Below are 20,829 nucleotides of genomic sequence, written 5' to 3'. Positions count from 1 at the left end.
GGGCTGAACACCACCGAAACCACAGGGCCGGTGTGCCCCTGAAGGATCGGGCCGGGCTTGCCCGTGGCCGCATCCCACAACCGAGCCGTCCCATCGGCACTTGCGGTGGCGAGGGCACGCCCGTCCGGGCTGAACACCACCGAAACCACAGGGCCGGTGTGCCCCTGAAGGATCGGGCCGGGCTTGCCCGTGGCCGCATCCCACAACCGAGCCGTCCCATCCCAGCTGGCGGTGGCAAGGCTATGCCCCTTCGGGCCAAACGCCACTAGCGTCAGACGGTCGGTGTGGCCCCGAAGGATGAGCCCAGGTTTGCCTGTGGCCGCGTCCCACAAGCGCGCCGTGCCGTCATCGCTGGCAGTAGCGACGGCGCTCCCGTCGGGACTGAATACAACCGACCAAACTGGGCCGGTGTGTCCCTGAAGGACCGGGCCGGGCTTGCCGGTCGCCGCGTCCCACAGCCGAGCAGTCCCATCGATGCCGGCGGTGGCGAGCATCTTCCCGTTGGGACTAAATTCTGCTGAGGTCAGACCTAATGCCCCGCTGACAAGCCTGTCTCGCAGAGGCAGGCTGGCTGCGGCAAATAGACTTGCGGCGGCGTCAGGAGATGCGCTCGTTCGATAGGCCTGGATCGCAAGGAGCGAGGCGAGGTCCGGGTCGGTGTCGAGCAGCGCAGTGGACTGAGCGGCCAGTCGGCCTGCATCGGAAACTCGCCGCTCGGAGACAGCACGTTGCCGCTGTATGTAGGCGATGCCTGCTGCGGTGGTGGCGAGGATCAGGAGGGCGGCCAGGGCGATGTTAAGGCGATGGCTACGACGGACAGCAGCTCGTTGACGTTGATGGCTGGCACTCAGAAATTGTTCTGTAGCGGTCGGCAGTCGGCGTTGCCGAGACCAGTCGAGCCCTTCGGACAGTGCAGTGCCATCCAGGAGGTCACGGTCGTCATGATGCTTCTCCCAAAGGGTGCGCTGATCGTCGGCGCGGTGCAGCCAGCTGTGGAAACGTCTGTTCTGAGCGACCCAAGTACGCAGATCTGGCCAGTACCGGATTAGCGCCTCATGGATCAGCTCAACGGTGGGTTGCAACTCGGCGCTGCTGTTTATAGTCCCGGAGGTGATGATCCGGTGGTCTTGCAGCGCGGCCAGCACCGCATCGACGTCGCTGGTTCCAGCGGAACTGGCGGCATCGGGTAGGTCAGCCGCCAGCTCGCGCAACGTGCTCACGAGCGCCGGTTGTCGCACGGCGAGCATCTGGTCGTCGTCGCCAACAGTACGGACTAGCGCGGTGAGAATGCGCTGCGCAATCAAGTGCTGTCCGGCGGACAGTTGCTCGATTGTCTCGTTGCACCAGATAGCAAGACTTCCGGTTACCCCGCCGATGCCATGATACGCCTGATGGGTGAGATAGCCCTCGTTAAGGCACTTCTCCCACAGCTTGCTGAGCGCCAACTCCAACGGGGCCAGCAACGTCACGGGTGCCCCGCGGGCGCCAGACAGAACATCGTCGATAATCCGTTCGGGCAGACCAGCCTCGAAACGGACGCCGACAGCTCTTGCCGGTCGCACGATGATGTCGTGTAGCTCCGTCCCGTCCAAGGTGGCGGGCACATTCACCACGCGCGGTACGGCACCGAGCAGCTCAGGCGCCAAGGCCGCTAGCCGGGGATAGAAGTCATCGCGCAGGACCAACATTACGGCCACCGGACCGCTGCCTGCCGCCGCCAGCGCGAGTTGGCCAACGGCGCTGTGGACTGCAGCTTCCGGTCCGCCTTCAGCGATATGCGGGTCGCTGAGCAGTTCCTCGAACTGATCGATGACTAGTAGTACCCGATCGAACTCCGGCCGGTCGGCTAGAAGACGCTTGGCTGCGGCTGCGATACCAGCTGTAGTGGTCTCGGGCAGCACGCGATCCAATGCTGCCGACAGGTCTCGGCCTGGCCGTGTCAGCAATGGCAGCCACCGCTCGCTACCGGTGATCGCCCCGCGAGCCAGCTTCGGCAGTACCCCTGCCTGCACCAATGACGTCTTACCGGAACCGGACGGGCCTAACAGGAGGATCCCTCGATGCTCGGCCAGTGAGTTCAGCAGCGGGTTCACGGCGGCGTCACGGCCATGGAACCGGTATGCGTCCTCAGCGGTGAACGCATCCAGGTACAGGTACGGGGAGGACTGCGTCGCGCACAAGTCCGCATGCAGCTGTTGCAAGACCTGCGTGGGTGTGGCGTACACGATCCCCACGCCTCGCAGGTATGGGTCCGCTGGCTCGATCGAAGTGACCATGCCGATCACCCGCCGAGTGTCCTCGTCCACCACTGGCCCGCCGCTGAACCCCGTCGTCAGGTCGTTTGCGTTGGTGAGCTGCAACAGCGTACCTGTTACTGGGTCAGTGAACAGATCACCAGCGGTTCCATAGCCGAAGCGGCCTCCACTGGGTGCGTTACCTGGGAAACCGAAAGAATGCACCTTGTGGCGCGCGCATCCGGCAGCCGAGCCCAGCACTACCGGCGTCGCTCCTGCCACGGCCGCATCTAACTGCACGAGGGCAACGTCCAGCCCGTCCGGGCTATGCCATGAATCGGCAACAACCTGTCCGGATGCCGGTGAGGCACCCGGTACCTGCGGGAACAGTGCCTTGATTCTCCCAGCGGGACCACTCCCTGCCGCGATCAGCACGTGGGCACACGTAATCAACAGGGTATCGGTTACGAGGAAACCGGCACCCGTCACTTTGTCGGCGTTGTTCAAGATCTGAGCAACCGACATCGAGATTTTGGATACCGCGCCTTCGCCGGAATTGCCCGGTCCGACCACCGGCTAGTCCCGCCCCGGTTCGTCGTGTTTTCCGTCCCAGGTTACCTTCACCTTCAAGTGGCAGTTCGCCGCTGTCTTTGTGATCACCACGCCGGCCTGGACTGCCAGATCGACCCCGAACTCCACCTCGACGGAGGAGGGGACAGCCTTGCGCATCTGGTCCAACACCGTACGCGACGCCTCCACCACGGGTTCCAACGCTGCCGACAGGCTAACCGGCAACTCTGCGATCGCTGCACTGATCCGGCCAGCTTTCACCGGTCCCTCAGCGCCGGCAGCTGCCTCCACCAGGATTGAACCCCCGCCGTCCAACTCAATCCGTGCAAGCTCCACGCATGACTCCTTCTCTACGCCCTGACACATACCGCAGGATCCCGACTTCAGAGAGTAGTCAGACGCCAGCGCCGACGCAGCTAAACTCGCAAACACCACGGCTGCCCCTGGTGCTACGTCGCCACCGCCCGCCTCGAGAAGGCACTAGCCGCCTTCGATCACCGCGACCAAGTCGAGATCGTCCACCGCTCCTTCGAACTCGATCCCGGCCACGACCCTGCTCACATTGAGCCGGTGCCCGCCTACCTCGCCCGGCGATTCGGCCCCCAGGGCCCTGCCATGGACGACCAGGTCGCGATCCTCGCCCGCCGCGAGGACCTGCGCTACCGCACAGACCGCCTGGTCGGCTCCACCCTGGACGCCCACCGCCTGCTGCACCTGGCCAAAGACCACGGCCGCCAGCACGAACTGCTGACCGCCCTGTTCCAGGTCAATTTCGCCGAGGCCCAGACCATCTTCACCCGCCCCGCCCTGCTGGAGCTGGCGGTGAAGGCCGGGCTGCCGCGCGCGGCAGCCGACGCGGTTCTCGCGGACCCCACGGCCTACCTGGATGAGGTCCGGGCCGACGAAGCCGAAGCGGCCAGCCTGGGTGCAGGAGGCGTGCCCTACTTCCTCATCGACCGCCGCCACGCGCTGTCCGGAGCCCAGCCCACCGAGGCCTTCGCCCAAGCTCTGCGCGTCGCGTGGGACGAACAGCGCCCGGCCCAGTTCGATGCCGGCACCGCGGTGTGCCGACCTGACGGCACCTGTGCCGTCCCTGGCACCGACGGCGGCCAGGTCGCCTAACGGCGCCGGTTCCCGGCCGGGCTGATCCCCGTCATCAGCGCCACCATCCGGATGAGCAGCGGCGTCGCCGGCCCGAGTGTCGCAGCCCGGCTCCCGCCGTCGATCTCTATCTGCGCCCTGACGGTCCTGGCAGCGTGTACGTCCCATGAGGGCAGGCGGTTCCTCCTCAAAGGGTTCGACGTCTGCCACAGGGCCCTCGCCGGGACGTCTTTCAGCCACGTCCCCGACGACCGTCTCCGATCGGACCGGGGCGCAGGTCACGGCGTCCCCGGAGCACGCCAGATTCGACTACCAGTTCGGCGGCGCCTACCCGCATCCGGACGGCGTGCGTATCGTGTCGCGAGACAGCACCGCCAGCCCTGCGGCCGGCCTGTACAACATCTGCTACGTCAACGCCTTCCAGGTCCAGCCCGGAACCGACGACTGGCGGCAGAAAAATCACCCGGACCTGCTGCTCCGGGGCCGCCGCGCTGGCACAGGTCGAATACGGCTGGATCGACGGCTGTGCCGCCAAGGGCTTCCAGGCCATCGAGCCGGAAGGCGTGCCACGGCTTAGGATCGAAGATCTCGGTGGTTCGCCGCGACCACGACGCCACAGCCCCGGGAAGCGCGACGTACGTCTACAAGGCCTGCTGAACCCCGTGCAGGCGGGGGCCCCACCCGGGACTTATTGAAGGCCTCGTGGGGAACCTGTGGCGGCTGCCGGCGACGACCGCGGCACTCAGCCGGGCGTGTCGAAAGGACTGGGGCACGGTCATTGCGTCAACGTCTAGCGGAAGGCTGCCGCGTGGGGTAGAAGGTCCTGCGCCCCGGTCTGGTAGTGCAGACCGTGGCGGGCCACAGCGGGGCCCACCACGGTTGTTCCTCGCTGACCCGCTCAGCTCTGGGTGAAGGTGACGGGGTTGGTGTAGAAGGTGTTTCCGTTGAACTCGGCCTGCTGCGTGGTGGCCGGGTTGTTCAGGGCGCTGAGCGGAAGGGTCCAGCTGTAGGTGTTGCCGTTCTGGGTCATGTTCGGGCTCACGCCGGTGACGGGTGCCCAGCTCCACCCGCTGGACAGGCTCTGGTAAAGGGTGTTGTTCTCGATCATGTAGTCGGCGCCGAGTGGACTGGTGGACGGGGCGGGCAACTGGAAGCCGGTGGCCTGGTCGTTGTCGGTGTTGATGAACACGTGATGGAACGGCGCCGCGGCGTTGAAGGTGGCAGTGAACGTCTCGGTGGTGCCGTTCATGCAGGCCGAGTAATTGGTGATGTCACCCGAGCCGGCGACCGGCGTGCAGTTTCCACCGCCGCCAGTGCCGCCCCCACCGCTGCCGCTGGCGGCGCTCTGGGCCAGCTCGTCGCTCCAGTAGGTTCCAGTCGGCAGAGTGTTCCATGGGTTGGGCAGGTTGCCGTCGGTGACGTAGAGGTAGCCTGCGTTGCGCTGCTTGGACAGGCTGACAGCGTTCTCCATGTCGGCCTGGGTCGGGGTGTTGTAGATCAGGTGCCAGAACTTGTCGGGGTTGGTGGAGTTCAGCTCCCACGCCGGCGCGGTCCAGCCGGTGTAGTCGGCGTAGGTTCCCTCGAACATCACCAGGACGTCCGCGGCGTCCGAGTAGCACTGCTCGGCACCGACGCCGGGGTTGTCGACGGTGAGTGCGCCGGAGTAGTTCTGCTTGGTGAAGGTGTTGATGGCCTCGTAAAGGCTGACGTGGGCGTTGTTGGTACCGCAGTCGGCCAGGCCGTCGTCGAAGAATATGCCGGCCAGGCCGTAGCTGCCGTACCAGCTGTACCAGCTGTTGACGTCGGCTTCGGCCTGTGCGGTCCATGCGTCGGTGGTGGTCTGGCCGTCGCGGGTGGTGCGCCCGGTGGTGCCGAAGTAGCCGGTGTCGACGTAGCCGATCACGTGGACCCCGGCGTTCGTGGCGGCCTGGATGGCGTTGGCGTAGCCCTGGTCGAATGCCGATCCGGGGCCGGAGTTCGGGTTGGCGATGGCGATGCCGACCGCCGGTGTGCTCTGGTTGAGCTGGGTCCAGAAGGTGCTCCCCGGAGTCCCGTTGGGGTTGAAGTAGGCGGGCACTGCGATGTGCTGGACGGTGGCCGTGTTGGCGGCCGCCGCGCCGGGTAGGCCGAGCGCAGCCATACACAGCGTGACGGCGACGGCCAGGATCCGTGTGCGCGGGCGCCAGAGGATTCGGCGCATTGCGTTCCTCCACTTTCGAACGGTGTACGCCGGGTTCGGACGAGCCCGGCGGTGGTGCCGTGTCGGTGGTGCTTGTGGTGCGGCCGGACCTCGCCGAAATGGCGCGGCCCGGGGATCGGGGCCGGTCAGCCTCAGGCGGGCTGGCCGGGGCAGACGACGCGGTCGAAGTGGTCTGCGATCTCCGGGCGGACCGGCGTCACCGTGATCGGGGTGCCGCCGGACCGCAGCGAGGTGGTGGCCGCGACCGCTGCGGCGACGGCCTCGCGGGCGGCGATGGGAGAGGTCTGGGTCGGTCCGCCTTCGGCCGCGAAGCGGAGAAACTCCGCGACCAGTGCCGCGTCGGCGCCGCCGTGCAGGCCGTCGTCGGCGGCGACGGGGACGACGAGGTCGGCCTCGGCCCGGAATCCCGAGCGTCGGCTGTTCCAGACCTTGATGTGCGCCGGATCACCGTCGATGCCGTCACCGAAGTTCTCCAGGCGCCCGGCGTCGCCGATGACGGTGTAGTTGCGCCAGTAGTCCGGGGTGTAGTGGCACTGCTGGTAGCTGGTGAAAACTCCGTTATCCAGCTGGCTGACCATCAGTGAGAGGTCTTCCACGTCGATGACCGGGTTGAGGTCCCGCAGCCGGGACGGCGGCCAGACGCCCAGGTCGAACCAGTCCGTCACGACCGCGTCGCCCCAGGACCCGTCGGCCTCCGAGCCAGGATGGCGGCGGTGCGGGTTGTCCCCGTACACAGTCAATCCGCCGAGAGCGACCACGCGCCGGGAGTAGCCGCCGGCCAGCCAGTGGATCACGTCCAGGTCGTGAGCGCCCTTCTGCAGCAGCAGACCGGTCGTCTTGGACCGTTCGGCGTGCCAGTCCTTGAAGTAGTAGTCGCCTCCGTGGCCGACGAAGTGCCGGCACCACACCGAGCGGACTTCGCCGACGGCTCCGTCGTCGATCAGGTCCCGTATCGTCCGCAGCATCGGCAGATGGCGCAGATTGTGGCCGACGTACAGGCGGGTGCCGGTCCGGGCGGCGGCGGCCAGAACTTCATCGCAGTCCTCGAGGCTAATCGCCATCGGCTTGTCGACGAACACCGCGATCCCGGCGGCCAGGAAGAACCCGGCAGGGGCGGCGTGCAGGTGATCGGGGGTCAGCACGAACACCGCGTCGAGCTGGTCTGCGAGCATGTCCCGGTAGTCGTGGTGGACCGCGACGTCGGCGCCAAACAGCTGTCGCGCCTCAGCGCGGCCGCGTGGGCGCGGGTCCGCGCAGGACACCACCCGCGCGACGCCGGGTTGATGGGCGTGAGTGGCCATCTTGGCCCGCTGTCCGACTCCGACGACGCCGATACGCAGCTCAGGCACGCCTCATCCCTTCGTTCCGGTGAGGGCGATGCCTTCAATGACACGCCGCTGCAAAATCACGAACACGACGATCACAGGGACAGTCGCCATGAGAGACCCGGCCATCAATTCCGGGTAGTTGGTCAAGAACTGGCCCTGTAGCGAGGCCAGGCCCGCCGAGAGCGGCATCTTCTGCGGGTCGGTGTTGACCACCAGCGGCCACAGCAGGTCGTTCCAGGACCAGATCGTCGTCAGGATGCCGAGCGCGATCAGGCCCGGCCTGGCCAGCGGCAGCATCACGCTCCAATAGATCCGCAGTGGGCCGGCGCCGTCCAGCCGGGCCGCCTCCTCCAGCTCAGCGGGTAGAGCCAGGAAGAACTGGCGCAGCAGGAACGTGCCGAAGGCGCTGAACATGCCGGGCAGGAACAGGGCGGTGCGGGTGTTGAGCAGGTGCAGGTTCTGGATGATCTGGTACTGGGGGATGATCAGCAGCTGGCTCGGTACCAGAAGGATCGACAGGAACACCGCGAACAGCGCGCTGCGGCCGGGGAAGCGCAGCCGGGCGAAGGCGAAGGCGGCCATCGAGCAGAACAGCAGCTGCGCGGCAGTGCGGGCCAGTGTGTTGATGACGCTGTTGACGGCCATGGCGGCGAACGGGACGGTGTCGAACACCGCATGGTAGTTGGCTGCGTGCCACTGCTGCGGCAGCCAGGTCGGTGGGATCCGGGTCGATTCGGTCAGGGACTTGAACGAGGTCAACAGTTCCCACAAGAACGGGCCGGCCATGGCGATCGACGCCGCGATCAGGAACGTGTGGGCGCCGACCGATCCCCAGCGCCTACGCATAGTGCACCCACCGCTTCTGGAGGCGGAACTGCAGGCCTGTGAGGGCGACTGTGACCGCGAGCAGCAGGAAGGCGATCGCGGCTGCGTAGCCGCGGTTGTTGTTCACGAAGGCGTCCTGGTAGAAGAGGTAGACCACGGTCCGGGTCTGGGGCAGCGCCGGGTTGGTCTGGCCGACCATGACGTACACGAGGTCGAAGGTCTGCAATGTGCCGATGACCGACAGCACCGTGACGAAGAACAGGCTGGGGCTCAGCAGCGGCAGCGTGATGGCGAAGAACTGGCGAACCGGACCGGCTCCGTCGATCTGCGCGGCCTCGTAGAAGTGGCGCGGGATGGACTGCAGCCCGGCCATGAGGATCACCATGGTGTAGCCGACCGAGGACCACATGCCGACCGCGGCGACCGCTATCAGCGCGGTGTGCGGGTCACTGATCCAGTACGGGCCGTGGATCCCTACCTTGGCCAGCAGGGTATTGATCAGGCCGGAGTCGCCCGCGTACAGCCAGCGCCACACGACGGCCACCGCGACCGGCATCGTCACCACAGGCAGGAACAGCAGGGCCCGGTAAAAGCCGACTCCGCGTCGGCCGGGGCGGGCCAGGACCGCGGCGAGCACCAGCGCGACCGGGACGCCGGCCAGCCCGAGCAGGCAGTACCACGCGGTATTGACGAATGCCGAGCGCAGGTCCGGGTCGTGGAGCAGTTGGCGGTAGTTGGACAGGCCGCTGAAGGTGTGGCCGCCGAACGGCCCCCAGGTGGTGAAGCTGTAGTAGAAGGTCTGAACCACCGGCCACAGGTAGAACACCGCCAGCCCCAAGGCGGTGGGCGCCAGAAAGAACACGGCCCATCCGGCCTCGCCGCGCCGCCGCCGGCGGGCCGTCCGGGCCGGGCGGCCCGCCGGGGCGGGCGCGAGAGCCGAAGCCTTCGCGCCCGCCAACGTCACGAGCCCTCCTTGGCCAGCGCCGCGTTCATCTGCTCCGCGAGGTCGGCCGCGACAGTGCCGACCGGCTGGCTGCCGTCCCAGGCCTTGGTCAGCAGGTTCGCCTCCAGGGTGTTCCAGGCCGCGGTGTCGCGCGAGACCGGCAGCGGCACGGCGTCGAGAAGCTGGTCCAGGAACACGTGCAGCTGGTACTGCGGGTAGGCCTGGACCCATGCCTGCTGCGTGCCGTTGTAAGCCGGGATCACCGTGCCGGTGTCGGCCTCGATCTGCGCGGCCTGCTGGGAGCCGAGGAACTCGGCGAACTTCTCCGCCTGCGCGGTATGCGCGGTGTGCGCGGACACGACGTTGGCCAGTCCGTGGATGACGGTGGCCTTCTTCGCGCCGGCCGGCAGCGGCGCCACGTCGATGCCGGTCTTGGTGCCGTCATTGCCTGCGAACGCCTTGGCGTCCCACGAACCGCCCCAAAACATGGCGAGCTTGCCGGACTCAAACATGTTCAGCGGAGCGGTGTCCGTCATCTGCTTCAGGCTCGGCGAATCCTTGGCCGCGATCAGATCGGTCCAGAATTTCAGGCCCGCAATGGTGTTCGGGTCCGCGTAGCCGGACTGCTTGCCGTCCGGGGAGACGACATACCCGCCGGCCTGGAAGATCGTGTCGTAGAAGTTCTCCTGCCCCTCGAGGGTGGCCCCGACACCGTAGACCCCCTTGGCCGGATCGGTGAGTTTCTTCGCCGCCGCTTGGAAATCGGCCCACGTCCAGGACGCGGTGGGGTAGGCGACGCCGGCGGCGTCGAACAGGGCCTTGTTGTACCAGAGCCCGACGGTGTCGAAGTCCTTGGGCAGCCCGTACTGCACGCCCTTGTACTGGTAGAGCTTGACCAGCGACGCCGGGTAGACGGAAGTGTCCTGGTGCAGGTCGGTCAACGGCTTGATGACGTTGTTGGAAGCGTAGAGCTGGAAGTTCGGACCGTTCATCCAGAACACGTCCGGCGCCGCTCCACCGGTCGCCGCGGCCTGCAGCTTCGTCCAGTAGTCGGCCCACGGCGTCTGCTGGATGGTGACCGAGATGTCGGGGTTCTGCGCCTCGAAGGCCGTGATGATCTTCTGCATGGCCGGAACCTGCGTGGCGTCCCAGACCCCGTAGCTGAGCGAGACCTTGCCGCCCGCCGAGCCGCCTGCCGAGCCCTTGCTGCTGGAACACGCGGCCATCGAGGCGACCAGCGCCAAAGATGTGGCCGCAGCAGCCACTGCACGTATGCCCATGTCTCACCACCTTGATCATGTCGGAGGGGAAATATTTTCGCGCTGAGTGTTACTAATTCGGGGAAGAGTGTCAACCCTCCACGACGGAACCGCGCACTTCGAGTGCGAATTCGGGCCGCGAATCGAATGCTCTGCGGTGATTTGCTGGGATTTAGGTGGCACAGTAGACGGTAGCGCAACTGGCGTGCGCGCCCGGGCGCGTGGTTTGATTATCACCGTCATCATGAATATTCGAACGAGACTCGTACGACGACCGCAGCAGTGGGGTGGACATGAGTGAGCTGAGCGTCAACGGTGCCGACACGGTTTTACTGCGCCGATTGCGGCTGCTTTCGGTGGTCGACGCGCTGCGCAAGGCCGGCCCTCAGCCGCTGACCGTGCTCGCCCGGCAGACGGGGCTGTCGCGGCCGATCATCCAGACGCTGGCCGAAGAGTTGACCGATCTCGGCTGGGTCGCCTCGACGCCGCCGACCGAGCCGAACGGCGTGGGACGTCCTGCTCGCGTGTTCCGGTTCCGCGCCGAGTCAGGGAGTGTCGCAGGGCTGGACATCGGCGCGCACGCAGTGACCGCACTCGTCACCGATCTGGACGGCGAGGTCCGCGGGCGCAGCCGACTGGCAGTGAGCCCGGCGGCGCCGGCATCCCAACGTCTTCAGGCGGCCAAGTCGGCGCTGGCCGAGGCCTGCTCCGCCGCGGGCCTCCAGCCGCGAGCCCTTCTCCAGGTCGGCGTCGGCAGCACCGGCGTGATCGAACATTCCGGCCGGGTGGCGCTGTCCGTCGCCTTGCCCGGCTGGACCGGTGTCGACATCCCCGCAGCCCTGGCCGATACCGTGTCGTGCCCGGTCGTCGTCGAGAACGACGGTCGCGCCGCCACCCTGGCCGAACGATGGCGAGGCGCCGGGCGGGACGTCGACAACCTGGTCTACATCCACGCCGGCCTTCGGACCGGCAACGGCGTCATCGTGGAGGGCAGGCTCCTGCGCGGCCACACCGGAGCCGCCGGCGAGATCGGCGCCCTGCCCGCGTCCGGATGGGCCGAGGCCCCGACCCACCTGCTCGGCTTCCCGGGGCTCGACCACGACGCCCGCCCCGAGCAGATCGCCGAGTTCGTCTTCGCCCGCGCGCGAGAAGGCGACCGGGCCGCCCTCATGGCCACCGAGCGCTACGTCCGGGCCCTGGCCGGTGGCGTCGCGGCCTTGGTCCTGACTTTCGACCCGGAGCTCGTCGTCCTCGGCGGAGGCATCTCCCGATCCTCCGACCTGGTGTTGCATCAACTCGCCACCGAGTTGCACCGGGTCTGCGTCCGGGTGCCGCCGCTAGTGGCTTCCAGCCTCGACGCCGAGTGGGTCGTGATCGGCGCGGTGCGGGTAGCGCTCGACGCCATCGAGCGGCGGTACTTCGTCCCCGGCGAGTCGGAGCCTCTGGCGCCGGCACCGGCACCGGTACCCGCGTGACGTGCCGAGCTCTCAGCACGTGCGATAGACGTAGCCGCTTCCCGACTTGGGGCTGACGCCGTGGTCACGACGCACCACCGACAGCTTGGTACCCCAGGACTTGCAGGCGGCGCCGAAACCCGTGTCGTCGTATTCGACGTCCACGACATGCAGGTCGAAGGCTGTCGCGTACTGGGCACATTCGTCGGTGGAGCCGCACTGCTCGACCACGGCGAAGTCGAAGCCGACCTGTTTGCGTCGATCGGATAGTTCGGCCGCGTTCTTCTGAGCGATTGCCAATCCGTCGGCGTGAGCGTGCGCGACCAGCAGTTTGGCGAACTCGACGTTGTCCTCGGCGGTGAGGAGCCCGTTGGAACGGCCGTAGGAGTCCACATTGTCCGGCTCGATCGCCTGAAAGCCCTTGCTCGCGCACCCGTCGATCCACCCGGCTTCAATCTGGGTGAGCCGGGCGCGCTTGTCCGGGGTGGACACGTCCAGGAGCGGCTCGCCCCAGTCCTTGTCGATGACGAGGTCGCCCCCGCCCGCCTTCAGCAGCAGGTCGGGGTGGTTCGTCTTCCACCAGTTGATCGCCTCGTCGCCCGGCTGGGTCTGGTAGGCGTTGATGTAGCAGATGTTGTACAGACCCGCCGCAGGAGCGGCGGTACTGTCCCGAGACACAATGCGCACGCCGTCCGGCGGCGGGTATGCCCCGCCAATCTGGTAGTCCCACTTGGCGCCTGGCTGCGGCAACGCAACAGTCTTCCCTCCAGGCCCGGAGCCGGCGGAACCCACGGTGCTCGCCGGCATTGACGCCGGCGGCGGCGACGGCTCCTCTACGCTGCTCTGCGAGCATCCGCCCGCGGTCAACACCAGGCCGATCAAGGCTGCGCCGATGCCGAGGGCGCGCGAATGAGGCGTAAACATCCGTGCATGTCCTTAGCTATTTACAACACATTGCTTTGAGGATACGGACGCCGGTGCATCGTTGGCCCTCGGCGCGCCGGTGCCGCAATTCGCCGACGCGCGCGGTGAGCAGGCCGCCGCGACGTTTCGCGGATTCATTTCCCAACAAGCATGCAAGTCCGAATCCACAGCGACAAGGCAACGCGCACGCGCGGTGCGCGAACCGGCCTCTTCGCGCACCGCGCGTGCGCGTTCCCTCCGTGGTATTCGAGCACCCGGCCAGAACTCAATCATGGAACGCTGGTTCCGCCCGCTGCGCGCGGAGCTGGCCGACCGCACCCTGATCTGGAGCGCGCGGCATCTGGTCCGGCTGCTGCGCGAGTCCGAGGAGCACTACAACAGCCACCGCCCGCACCGCAGCCTCGGCCAGGCCACACCTATCCGGCCGCTACTCAACAACGTGATCGGTCTCGACGGGTTTCGCGTACGACGGAATGATCGCGCCGGAGGCGTGATCCACGAATACACGCGGGTCGCGTAGTTTTCGGCACTCTCATCCATGACTCGGCGTCCTGCACCGAATGCTCGGCATCAATGCGTCGAGCGAGCGGGCACGCCGGGCCATTGAAGCTCCCGCCGCGTGCGGCCCGGCCCGGTCGATCATCCATGCGCCGCCCTCGTCGCCGATGAGGACATTGTGCCGACGAGATCCGCATGCATAAGCCAGTCCCCTGGCCAACAGTGATCGGCTCACGCCTCGCGCAGGATCGATCTGCCCTCGCGCAGCCAACTCGCGGCGGTGTGCTCTTCGAGGACGCCGTCCTCGAGCACGCCGGGGACGAACACCTCGTTGGCGCGCTCCGGCGGGAAGCTGGTGTCGCCGTAGACGTCGCCGATGAGGAAGGCGTCGATCTCGCCTTCCGGCTGCGGAAAGTACAGGGAGTAGAAGACCACCTGCGCGCGGATGGTCTTGGCCCACAGGGTGCCGCCGTCGTCGCCGTGGTCGCACTGCACCACGGTCGCCACTTCCAGGGTGCCGCCGATCGCGGCCGCGATGCCGTACCGGAACAGCGCCGCCTCGGCCCAGACGTCGCCCTGCACGACCAGCAGACTGCCGTAGCCGTCGCCGCCGGCGGTCGCGTCGAGCGTGCCGTCGACGATCAGGTCGCCGCGGATCGCGACCGCGTAACCGGAGGCCGCACGCTCGTCGTATTCCAGCATGTCCGCGACGTCGGCGACGTGGAGGTCGCCGTCGTAGAACCGGACGCGCTCGAACCTGGGGAAGTCCGGCCAGACGACGCCGGGCATCCGCTCCTTGGCCGCTTCAAGCGGGATCTCCTCGAAGTCCTCGACCGCGACCGGAGTACGGCCGCTGTCACCGACGGTGCGCACCCGCGGCGGCCCGAAGTCCTGCCGCGGAACCGGACGCACCCTGCTCGGAGCCGCTTCGGCCGCACCGTCGAAGTACACCGCGCCGCGGAATCGGTACGGCGCGCGCGTCGTCATCCACCCGGTGAACAGGTGGCCGGCGCCCCATGGCAGGACACTGGTGAGGCGATACGGCGGGTCCGCCGCAGGCAACGCCTGCAGCACGCCATCGCGGCCGAGCACGCCGACGAATCCGTCCTCGCCGGCGACCAGGAAGCCGTCGCGCCGCGGATCGTAGTGCAGACACTCGAGGTCGAGGTGGCGAACACCATCACAGCGCACTGGGAGTTCGCCGGGCGCGGCGAGATAGAGCTGGCCCACGTCACCGCTCACCGCGAGGCTGCCATCGGGGGCGTAAACAGCGTCGGTGAGCGGCGCGGTGCCCGAGAACCACACGTCCACCTCGCCGTCGGCGGAACGCCGCAGCAGCCGGCTGCCCGCGACGAACAGCGTGTCGCCCTCCGGCGCGGCGACCGCGCAGACGACGTTCCCGCCGGTGAACGACGGCTCGACCCGCAGCTCCCCGCTCCCCGGAACGAGCGTCGCGACGAAGCCGTCATCCCCGGTGACCCAGATGACCTCACCGATGCGAGTCAGCCCGTACAGGCACCCCGAGAACCCGGTCCGGACCTCCCGCACACCCTCCTCGCCGCCAACAATCGCGAGATAGCCGTACTCCCCTGCGACGACCGCCGTCTCAGCGTCGAGCGGCAGCACCGCGCGCAGCCCCTGGGCATCGAGCCGCTCGGCACGCCACCCCTCGTCGTCGAGCCACAGCACCGCACTCTCACCGGCGCCGCCGGCAGCCCAGACGACACCGTCATGACCGGCGGCGAGCGCGAGCGGCCCCGGTATGTTGCCGAGCAGCGGGTGCCCGTCTTTCAGGAACGCATCCATGGGCCCTGACACTATTGTCGGCGACCGACATGCCGCGGCGGTTTCTGCGTGAGAGACCACATCGTTCTGCGAGCGGCACGGACTACTGGGACGCCGCCCCCACTTGCCGGTGGCGTGAGAATCTTCCACACCTCCGCTCACGTCGCCAGGCGGGCCGCGCACAGCGTCTGCAGCAGCACCTCCTTGCTCTCGCACCTCCGGTAGGACGCGCTGATCCCGACGCGGGCCTGCTCGCCGACGGCGGAGATCGGTGCGGCCGGATCGGCGACGAAGACTTCGCGTGCGGCGCGGACGATCGCCTCGTCGTTGCGGTCGGCCTGGGCTATTCGGCCGGACAGCGGTCCGGGGCGGGGGACTTGGCGAGTTCGGCGGGTGCTCAGCTTGGCACTTGAACGGAATGCTCTGTTCCGCTACAGTGGAAACAGAACAGAACGAGTGATTCCGTTCCGACTAGGAGCCACCTCATGACCGCGCAGCAGAACACCGCGATCCGTCCTTACCGCGTCGAGATCCCGCAGGCCGCGATCGACGATCTGAACGACCGCCTGGACCGGGCCCGGTGGACGGACGTGATCGACGGCACCGACGGCGAGTACGGCACCGCGCTCTCCCGGGTCCGGCGGCTGGCCGAGTACTGGCGCAACGGCTTCGACTGGCGGGCGTACGAGGCCCGGCTGAACGCCTACCCGCAGTTCCTGACCGAGATCGACGGCCAGGACATCCACTTCCTGCACGTGAAGTCCCAGACGCCGAACGGCACCGCGCTGATCCTCACCCACGGCTGGCCGGGCTCCCAGGCCGAGTACCTGAATGTCGTCGAGCCGCTCACCGCCGCCGGTTTCGACCTGGTCATCCCGGCGGTCCCGGGCTTCGGGTTCGCCGGCCCGACGACCGCCCGGAGCTGGAACCTGCACCGCACGGCCCGGGCCTGGGCGGAGCTGATGGCCCGGCTGGGCTACCGGCGCTACGGCGCTGTCGGCAACGACGCCGGCTCGATGCTCTCCCCCGAGATCGGCCGCCTCGACCCCGAGCACGTGATCGGTGTGCACGTCACCCAGCTGTTCTCGTTCCCCTCGGGCGACCCGGCCGAGATGGCCGACCTGACCGAGGAGGAGCAGCAGGCCCTGCAGACCCTGTCCTGGTTCTGGGAGAACATGGGAGCCTTCAACCAGCTCCAGTCGCAGCAGCCGCAGACGCTCGCGCACGCGCTGGCCGACTCGCCGATCGGGCTGCTCGGCTGGAACATCCAGCTGCTGCCGGAGAACCTCGACGACGACTTCGTCATCGCCAACGTCGCCACCTACTGGTACACCGGCACCGCCGGCTCGGCGATCCGCTTCTACCGCGAAATGGTCTTGGACCAGGAGAAAGCCGACGGCCCGACCACCGCTCCGACCGCGCTGGCCGGCTCGGCGAACGACTTCTTCGGCATCCGCCGCTTCGCCGAGCGCGACCACGCGAACATCGTGCGCTGGAACGTCTACCAGACCCCCGGCCACTACACCGCGCACCAGAACCCTGAGGTACTGGTCGACGACGTTGTGGAGTTCTTCGCCAGCCTCGGCTGAGGCGGCGCCGGACAGCGAGACCGTCCGGGCCTCTCACGCGAAATACAGGGCGACTACGGTCACGAAGGCCACCAGCCCCAGGTACCGCGAGGGCCACCCGGTGGTCTTGCCGCCGTCGCGCTCCAGGATCGCCACCGCGATCAGCGGCGCCGGGGCGCCGACCACGGCCGAGGCCGCCTGGTAGCCGATCGAAGCGCCGGAGTACCGCACGCTGCTCGGGAACAGCTTCGCGAAGAAGACGGCCTGCGACCCGTACATCAGGCCGTGGAAGGTCAGCGCCACAGCGACCCCCAGCACCGCCAGCGGGATACGGCTTCGGATCCAACCAGCGCGAAGAACATCGGGGTCCACACCCCGATGCCGATCGCCCCGGCCAGAGAAATTCGGCCGCACGGACCTGCCCGCGAGGAGCTCGCCGCAGCGGCAGTGGTGCCAGCCCTCGACATCGACCCGACGGTCGCTTCGATGGACGTCGTGGACTCGCCCCCACCGACCTGTCCGAAACCGCCCCCGCATGGAAGATCCGGGTTCCGCCCAGCGGATCGCTGACGCTGGTCCAGGCAAGCAGAACACGACCGTCCCACAAGCAGTGGCCGGGCGAACCCTCACCGTCTGGGCCGACCTCCGCATCATCCCCTGCTGCTGGACGGGCACCTGGTGCACACCCTGGCGTCCCGGCTACTACCCCAAGATCCGGCCTATCTGACCATGCGCGGCGCCCGAACCACCGGACCAGAGCCGGTTCCACCGCGGCCGGCCCAAACACGGCACGTTCTCAAGCCGAGCCACATCACGCCAGGCGACGGCCAGTGGCCGGTCGTGCTTCACCCGGCGTCGACACTGCTGCCTCGTGCCGTCGACCTACGACCTCCGGGTATCTGGAGTCCAGTCAGAGGCGCAGGGTCGATTCGCTTAGATCGCTCACCAAAGCTGCGCATTTCTGAGTCGTATACACAAATTCGAGTGAAACTGGCCATAGTTCTACCAGCTACCAGTACGTTCAAGGCCGGGTCGGGGTCAGTCGGGAGGGCATCTGGCTCTACGTACGAAGTCAAGGAGGCGGCCACTATGGCACTTGACACCATTCAGACGAGCCAGATGCGTGAGGACGTCGCTCCGCCCGCCAGTTGCCCGCATCAGCCGACCTGCCCGCCCGCGGAAGCCGCTGACCACGCGGCCGCGACCTGCGTGGCGTCGCATCCCGGACAGGGCTGGTGGCTCCTGTGCAACGGCGTTGTCTGCTTCGACGACACTGGCGAACTCCTCCCCGACGGGACGGCCATCCCTCCTTGTCGGGTGTCTGGCAATCGGCGCACGGACGGGGAGGGGTGAACCGCGATGCTGCTGTCCGTCCTGTATCCACTCGCCGCTGGAGTCAACGGGGCGGCCCTTGGAGCCGCCTTGCAGGTGCCCCGGCTTCGCCGGAGCCACGCAGAACTCACCGTGAACCGTTGGCTGGCCGAACACGATCCGCTGACCCGGCTCCCCAACCGCGCCGGCCTGCGGAGACAATTCGAGCAGGACCGGGCCGCCGGCCAGCCGGTCACGATGGCGCTCATAGATCTCGACGACTTCAAATCGGTGAACGACACATGGGGCCATCAGGCCGGGGACGCCCTGTTGAACGCCATGGCCGCCCGACTGTCCAAGGTGTGCCCGCCCGGAGCCTTCCCCGGCCGTCTGGCCGGGGACGAGTTCCTGATCCTACTTCCCTGGATTTCAGCCTCGTCGACGCTCGCCGTTCTCACGGAGATCACCTCACGCATCCGGGATCCGCTGACCGTTGAGGGCCCCTACGGCTGCACAGGCATCGTCCTGTGCGCATCAGCCGGGCTCGCAAGCCTGCACCACCCTGACGACTCGTGGAGCGCACTCCTCCGACGCGCCGACATCGCGCTCTATCATGCCAAGCAGCGACGAACTGGACCCGTCGTATTCACGCCCGGGATGTTCCTCCCGAATGGGCTCCGGTCTCGGCACGAGCTGATTGGGGCACAGTGACTGGGCTGCCAGCGGGGCGGGGCATCGGATCCGTGGTGGCCTACGCGGATGGTGCGTGCGCCATGACCTTCTGGACACGATCTCGCGCAGCGCGTCCAGAATACCGAGCGCCCAGCGAAGGCCTGGGACGGACGGCCCAACCAAGCGAAGCGCCCGCGGGGCGGTTGGGTCGCCGAGCCGGTTCCGGCTTCCGCCTTTTGGCCACTTCAGATGTCAGCAGGCGACGTGGACATGCACCCCGGCAGCGCGAATCAAGCTGAGCTCTTCGGCATCAGCCTGTGCGTCGGTGACGAGGTCGTGCACCTCGGCCATGTGGGCCAGCTGAGCGCGCGTCACCCGGCCGATCTTCGTCGCATCCGCGACCACGATCACCCGACGCGCGTGCCTGACCATGGCATGATTCGTGCGCGCCTCGATTTCGTTTTGCGTAGTCACCCCGTGCTCAGAACTCACGCCATCCGCACCGAGGATCGCAGTAGCGAACGTGAACGAATTGAACGCGGCCTCGGACAACGGCCCTACGGCTTCCAGCGAGTGAGCGCGCACCAGCCCTCCGGCGATGACCACCCTCATGTCGGACCAGGCCGCAGCCTCGGCAGCGATCGGGAGTGCGTTGGTGATCAACGTCAGCTCCCGGCGACGACGCAGTGCCCGGACGACTTCCGTCGCAGTGGTCCCGCCGCACACCGCCAAGGTATGCGGCGCTCCGCAGGGGATCAGCTGCGCTGCGGCCTGAGCGATGGCCCGCTTGGCCAGGCTCGCTTGAGTCCGCAGCCGCAGCGGGACCTCACTGACGCCGTCGACTCCAGCACGGACTCCCCCATGTGTACGCACGACCGTGTGGGCGTCCTCCAGCTGGGCCAGATCGCGACGAAGCGTCGCCTTCGACACACCGAGTTCCGCCACAAGTTCGTCCAGCGTCAGCGGCGCGTCCCCAGGGGAGCACGCAGCGAGCAACGCGAGCAGCCGACGCATCCGCTCGCAGCGTTTGTGTCCTAAGTTGTGCGGCGCCGTATCCGCATTGGGTGTACGCACGCGCTGACTCCTTCTCGCTTCACGTCGTACGGTTCTACCCGTCCGCTGCCCTGCCCACCGGGCAGTGGCAACGCGGCACGCCTTGCTGAGGAGACATCAGAACGTCCCGTTGTCGTTCGCTGCGGTCATCGCACCTCCTGAATCACACGTCCCAGCGCTCAACGACTTTGCCGCCCTCTAGCCTGAAGAAGTCAGCCATGGCGCGGCCGGGTTTATTTGGGTTGTCCAGCTCTAGGTCCAGCGGGAATCTGGTGTGACATCAATTTGAGTGTAACACCATGATCATAGCCTGGGGTAACCTGGTCGGCTATGAGTTCTCATACCGTCGACTGGATGGCTCTGCGAGCGCCGGGAACCGAGCCCCAGGCGGCCAAGGGGCTGCGCGAGCGTCGCAAACACGCCACCCGTCAACTTCTAGTCGACACCGCCACCGAGATGTTTCTGGAGCGTGGTTTCGACGCGGTGACCGTGGCTGAAATCGCTGAGGTCTGTGAGGTATCCCCCACCACCGTGTTCAACTACTTTCCCACCAAGGAATCGCTCGTCCTGGACCTGCCCGGCGAACTGCTCGCCGCCCTGGAGACCTCCCTGGCCGACCCGAAGACTCTTCCGCTGGAGGCGATGCTGCAGATCCTCGCCGGCGAACTGGACAACCTCATCTCGTGGCTTGAAGCCCAGCACGACCAGACCTGGGCCGCGAATGCGGTGCAGCGGTTCGAGGCCATGGTCCGCGACACGCCGACGCTGCGCGCCCATCACCGCAACATGCTTCAGCAGATGACCGACGCAGCGTGCCGCATTCTTGCCGACAGGGCCATGATGGACGCGTCAGACCCCGAACCACAGATCGCCGCTGCGGCCCTGCTCGGCTTGTGGAGCATCCAGGTCAACTCATCCTGCAAACACCTGGACGGGCGCAAGAGCCCGGCCCAAGTACGCCAGGCCGTCACCGCTGAGGTGCGTCGCGCTGCAAGACTGCTCGATACTGGCCTGTCCAGCTTCGCCGTACGCGGTGAGGGCATGCACGCAAACAATCGCTTGCAGCCTCGCCCTAATCGCGCTTCTTGAAATCGAACCGTTCGG

18 protein-coding genes and 1 pseudogene are annotated in these 20,829 nt (G+C 67.3%); 8 read left to right on the top strand and 11 right to left on the bottom strand.

Going from position 1 to position 20,829, the window contains the following annotated elements; all coding sequences use genetic code 11:
* Together ABH935_RS45760 and ABH935_RS45755 are read right to left on the bottom strand one after the other, a co-directional pair.
* Positions 1 to 2,807: trypsin-like peptidase domain-containing protein (locus tag ABH935_RS45760; protein WP_370384280.1), on the bottom strand; the 2,807-nt coding region annotated here is incomplete at its 3' end.
* A 3-nt stretch (positions 2,808 to 2,810) separates the two neighbouring features.
* Positions 2,811 to 3,140 (bottom strand): CU044_2847 family protein, encoded by a 330-nt coding sequence (locus tag ABH935_RS45755; protein WP_370384279.1) that lies wholly within the window; start codon positions 3,138 to 3,140, stop codon positions 2,811 to 2,813.
* Between the two features lie 114 nt (positions 3,141 to 3,254).
* Between ABH935_RS45755 and ABH935_RS45750 the strand changes: the two are divergent.
* Positions 3,255 to 3,926: pseudogene (locus tag ABH935_RS45750) on the top strand (DsbA family oxidoreductase); the annotation flags it as partial.
* 145 nt (positions 3,927 to 4,071) lie between these two features.
* Positions 4,072 to 4,482, top strand: coding sequence for an endo alpha-1,4 polygalactosaminidase (locus tag ABH935_RS45745; protein WP_370384278.1), 411 nt, complete (start codon positions 4,072 to 4,074; stop codon positions 4,480 to 4,482).
* Between the two features lie 321 nt (positions 4,483 to 4,803).
* On the opposite strand, the gene ABH935_RS45740 is transcribed toward ABH935_RS45745, so the two are convergent.
* From ABH935_RS45740 to ABH935_RS45720, 5 genes are all read right to left on the bottom strand, one after another.
* Positions 4,804 to 6,105, bottom strand: a complete 1,302-nt coding sequence (locus tag ABH935_RS45740; protein ID WP_370384277.1) for a spherulation-specific family 4 protein — start codon at positions 6,103 to 6,105, stop codon at positions 4,804 to 4,806.
* 131 nt (positions 6,106 to 6,236) lie between these two features.
* Complete coding sequence (locus ABH935_RS45735; protein ID WP_370384276.1) at positions 6,237 to 7,454, bottom strand: Gfo/Idh/MocA family protein; 1,218 nt, start codon at positions 7,452 to 7,454, stop codon at positions 6,237 to 6,239.
* Positions 7,455 to 7,457: 3 nt separating this feature from the next.
* Positions 7,458 to 8,279 (bottom strand): carbohydrate ABC transporter permease, encoded by an 822-nt coding sequence (locus ABH935_RS45730; RefSeq protein ID WP_370384275.1) that lies wholly within the window; start codon positions 8,277 to 8,279, stop codon positions 7,458 to 7,460.
* Positions 8,272 to 9,222, bottom strand: a complete 951-nt coding sequence (locus ABH935_RS45725) for a carbohydrate ABC transporter permease (protein ID WP_370384274.1) — start codon at positions 9,220 to 9,222, stop codon at positions 8,272 to 8,274. The genes ABH935_RS45730 and ABH935_RS45725 overlap by 8 nt, the downstream gene beginning before the upstream one ends.
* The gene (locus ABH935_RS45720; RefSeq protein ID WP_370384273.1) at positions 9,219 to 10,481 is read right to left on the bottom strand and encodes a sugar ABC transporter substrate-binding protein; all 1,263 of its coding nucleotides are present in this window, start codon (positions 10,479 to 10,481) and stop codon (positions 9,219 to 9,221) included. The genes ABH935_RS45725 and ABH935_RS45720 overlap by 4 nt, the downstream gene beginning before the upstream one ends.
* Before the next feature lie 272 nt (positions 10,482 to 10,753).
* Between ABH935_RS45720 and ABH935_RS45715 the strand changes: the two genes are divergently transcribed.
* On the top strand, positions 10,754 to 11,935 hold the full coding sequence (locus tag ABH935_RS45715) for an ROK family protein (RefSeq protein ID WP_370384272.1): 1,182 nt from the start codon (positions 10,754 to 10,756) through the stop codon (positions 11,933 to 11,935).
* Between the two features lie 12 nt (positions 11,936 to 11,947).
* On the opposite strand, the gene ABH935_RS45710 is transcribed toward ABH935_RS45715, so the two are convergent.
* On the bottom strand, positions 11,948 to 12,796 hold the full coding sequence (locus tag ABH935_RS45710; RefSeq protein WP_370384271.1) for an endo alpha-1,4 polygalactosaminidase: 849 nt from the start codon (positions 12,794 to 12,796) through the stop codon (positions 11,948 to 11,950).
* A gap of 103 nt (positions 12,797 to 12,899) precedes the next feature.
* On the opposite strand from ABH935_RS45710, the gene ABH935_RS45705 reads away from it, so the two are divergent.
* Positions 12,900 to 13,358, top strand: coding sequence for an integrase core domain-containing protein (locus ABH935_RS45705; protein ID WP_370384270.1), 459 nt, complete (start codon positions 12,900 to 12,902; stop codon positions 13,356 to 13,358).
* A gap of 209 nt (positions 13,359 to 13,567) precedes the next feature.
* Here the strand turns inward: ABH935_RS45705 and ABH935_RS45700 are convergent, their stop codons facing one another.
* On the bottom strand, positions 13,568 to 15,142 hold the full coding sequence (locus ABH935_RS45700) for a hypothetical protein (RefSeq protein ID WP_370384269.1): 1,575 nt from the start codon (positions 15,140 to 15,142) through the stop codon (positions 13,568 to 13,570).
* Positions 15,143 to 15,606: 464 nt separating this feature from the next.
* Between ABH935_RS45700 and ABH935_RS45695 the strand changes: the two genes are divergently transcribed.
* Positions 15,607 to 16,710, top strand: coding sequence for an epoxide hydrolase family protein (locus tag ABH935_RS45695; protein ID WP_370384268.1), 1,104 nt, complete (start codon positions 15,607 to 15,609; stop codon positions 16,708 to 16,710).
* A 33-nt stretch (positions 16,711 to 16,743) separates the two neighbouring features.
* On the opposite strand, the gene ABH935_RS45690 is transcribed toward ABH935_RS45695, so the two are convergent.
* Positions 16,744 to 17,007, bottom strand: coding sequence for a hypothetical protein (locus tag ABH935_RS45690; protein ID WP_370384267.1), 264 nt, complete (start codon positions 17,005 to 17,007; stop codon positions 16,744 to 16,746).
* An 801-nt stretch (positions 17,008 to 17,808) separates the two neighbouring features.
* Between ABH935_RS45690 and ABH935_RS45685 the strand changes: the two genes are divergently transcribed.
* Positions 17,809 to 18,042 carry a DUF5999 family protein gene (locus ABH935_RS45685; protein WP_370384283.1) on the top strand — a complete coding sequence of 78 codons (234 nt, stop codon included), beginning with the start codon at positions 17,809 to 17,811 and terminating at the stop codon, positions 18,040 to 18,042.
* A 6-nt stretch (positions 18,043 to 18,048) separates the two neighbouring features.
* A complete protein-coding gene (locus tag ABH935_RS45680; RefSeq protein ID WP_370384266.1) occupies positions 18,049 to 18,711 on the top strand; it encodes a GGDEF domain-containing protein in 663 nt (220 codons plus the stop codon).
* A gap of 213 nt (positions 18,712 to 18,924) precedes the next feature.
* Here ABH935_RS45680 and ABH935_RS45675 read toward each other — a convergent pair whose 3' ends face one another.
* A complete protein-coding gene (locus tag ABH935_RS45675) occupies positions 18,925 to 19,746 on the bottom strand; it encodes a DeoR/GlpR family DNA-binding transcription regulator (protein WP_370384265.1) in 822 nt (273 codons plus the stop codon).
* A 333-nt stretch (positions 19,747 to 20,079) separates the two neighbouring features.
* On the opposite strand from ABH935_RS45675, the gene ABH935_RS45670 reads away from it, so the two are divergent.
* Complete coding sequence (locus ABH935_RS45670) at positions 20,080 to 20,814, top strand: TetR/AcrR family transcriptional regulator (RefSeq protein WP_370384264.1); 735 nt, start codon at positions 20,080 to 20,082, stop codon at positions 20,812 to 20,814.
* Positions 20,815 to 20,829: the final 15 nt, after the last annotated feature.

Source organism: Catenulispora sp. GAS73 (assembly GCF_041262085.1).
Taxonomy (GTDB): Bacteria; Actinomycetota; Actinomycetes; order Streptomycetales; family Catenulisporaceae; genus Catenulispora.
Note: the sequence above shows the minus strand (reverse complement) of the source record. Positions and strands in the feature narration are given on the sequence as shown.

Bases quoted from the DNA above. Each gene is read 5' to 3' on its own strand.
- ABH935_RS45720 (WP_370384273.1), bottom strand. From the start codon at position 10,481: ATGGGCATACGTGCAGTGGCTGCTGCGGCCACATCTTTGGCGCTGGTC.
- ABH935_RS45715 (WP_370384272.1), top strand. From the start codon at position 10,754: ATGAGTGAGCTGAGCGTCAACGGTGCCGACACGGTTTTACTGCGCCGA.
- ABH935_RS45700 (WP_370384269.1), bottom strand. From the start codon at position 15,142: ATGGATGCGTTCCTGAAAGACGGGCACCCGCTGCTCGGCAACATACCG.
- ABH935_RS45740 (WP_370384277.1), bottom strand. From the start codon at position 6,105: ATGCGCCGAATCCTCTGGCGCCCGCGCACACGGATCCTGGCCGTCGCC.
- ABH935_RS45685 (WP_370384283.1), top strand. From the start codon at position 17,809: ATGCGTGAGGACGTCGCTCCGCCCGCCAGTTGCCCGCATCAGCCGACC.
- ABH935_RS45670 (WP_370384264.1), top strand. From the start codon at position 20,080: ATGGCTCTGCGAGCGCCGGGAACCGAGCCCCAGGCGGCCAAGGGGCTG.
- ABH935_RS45730 (WP_370384275.1), bottom strand. From the start codon at position 8,279: ATGCGTAGGCGCTGGGGATCGGTCGGCGCCCACACGTTCCTGATCGCG.
- ABH935_RS45745 (WP_370384278.1), top strand. From the start codon at position 4,072: ATGAGGGCAGGCGGTTCCTCCTCAAAGGGTTCGACGTCTGCCACAGGG.
- ABH935_RS45680 (WP_370384266.1), top strand. From the start codon at position 18,049: ATGCTGCTGTCCGTCCTGTATCCACTCGCCGCTGGAGTCAACGGGGCG.
- ABH935_RS45695 (WP_370384268.1), top strand. From the start codon at position 15,607: ATGACCGCGCAGCAGAACACCGCGATCCGTCCTTACCGCGTCGAGATC.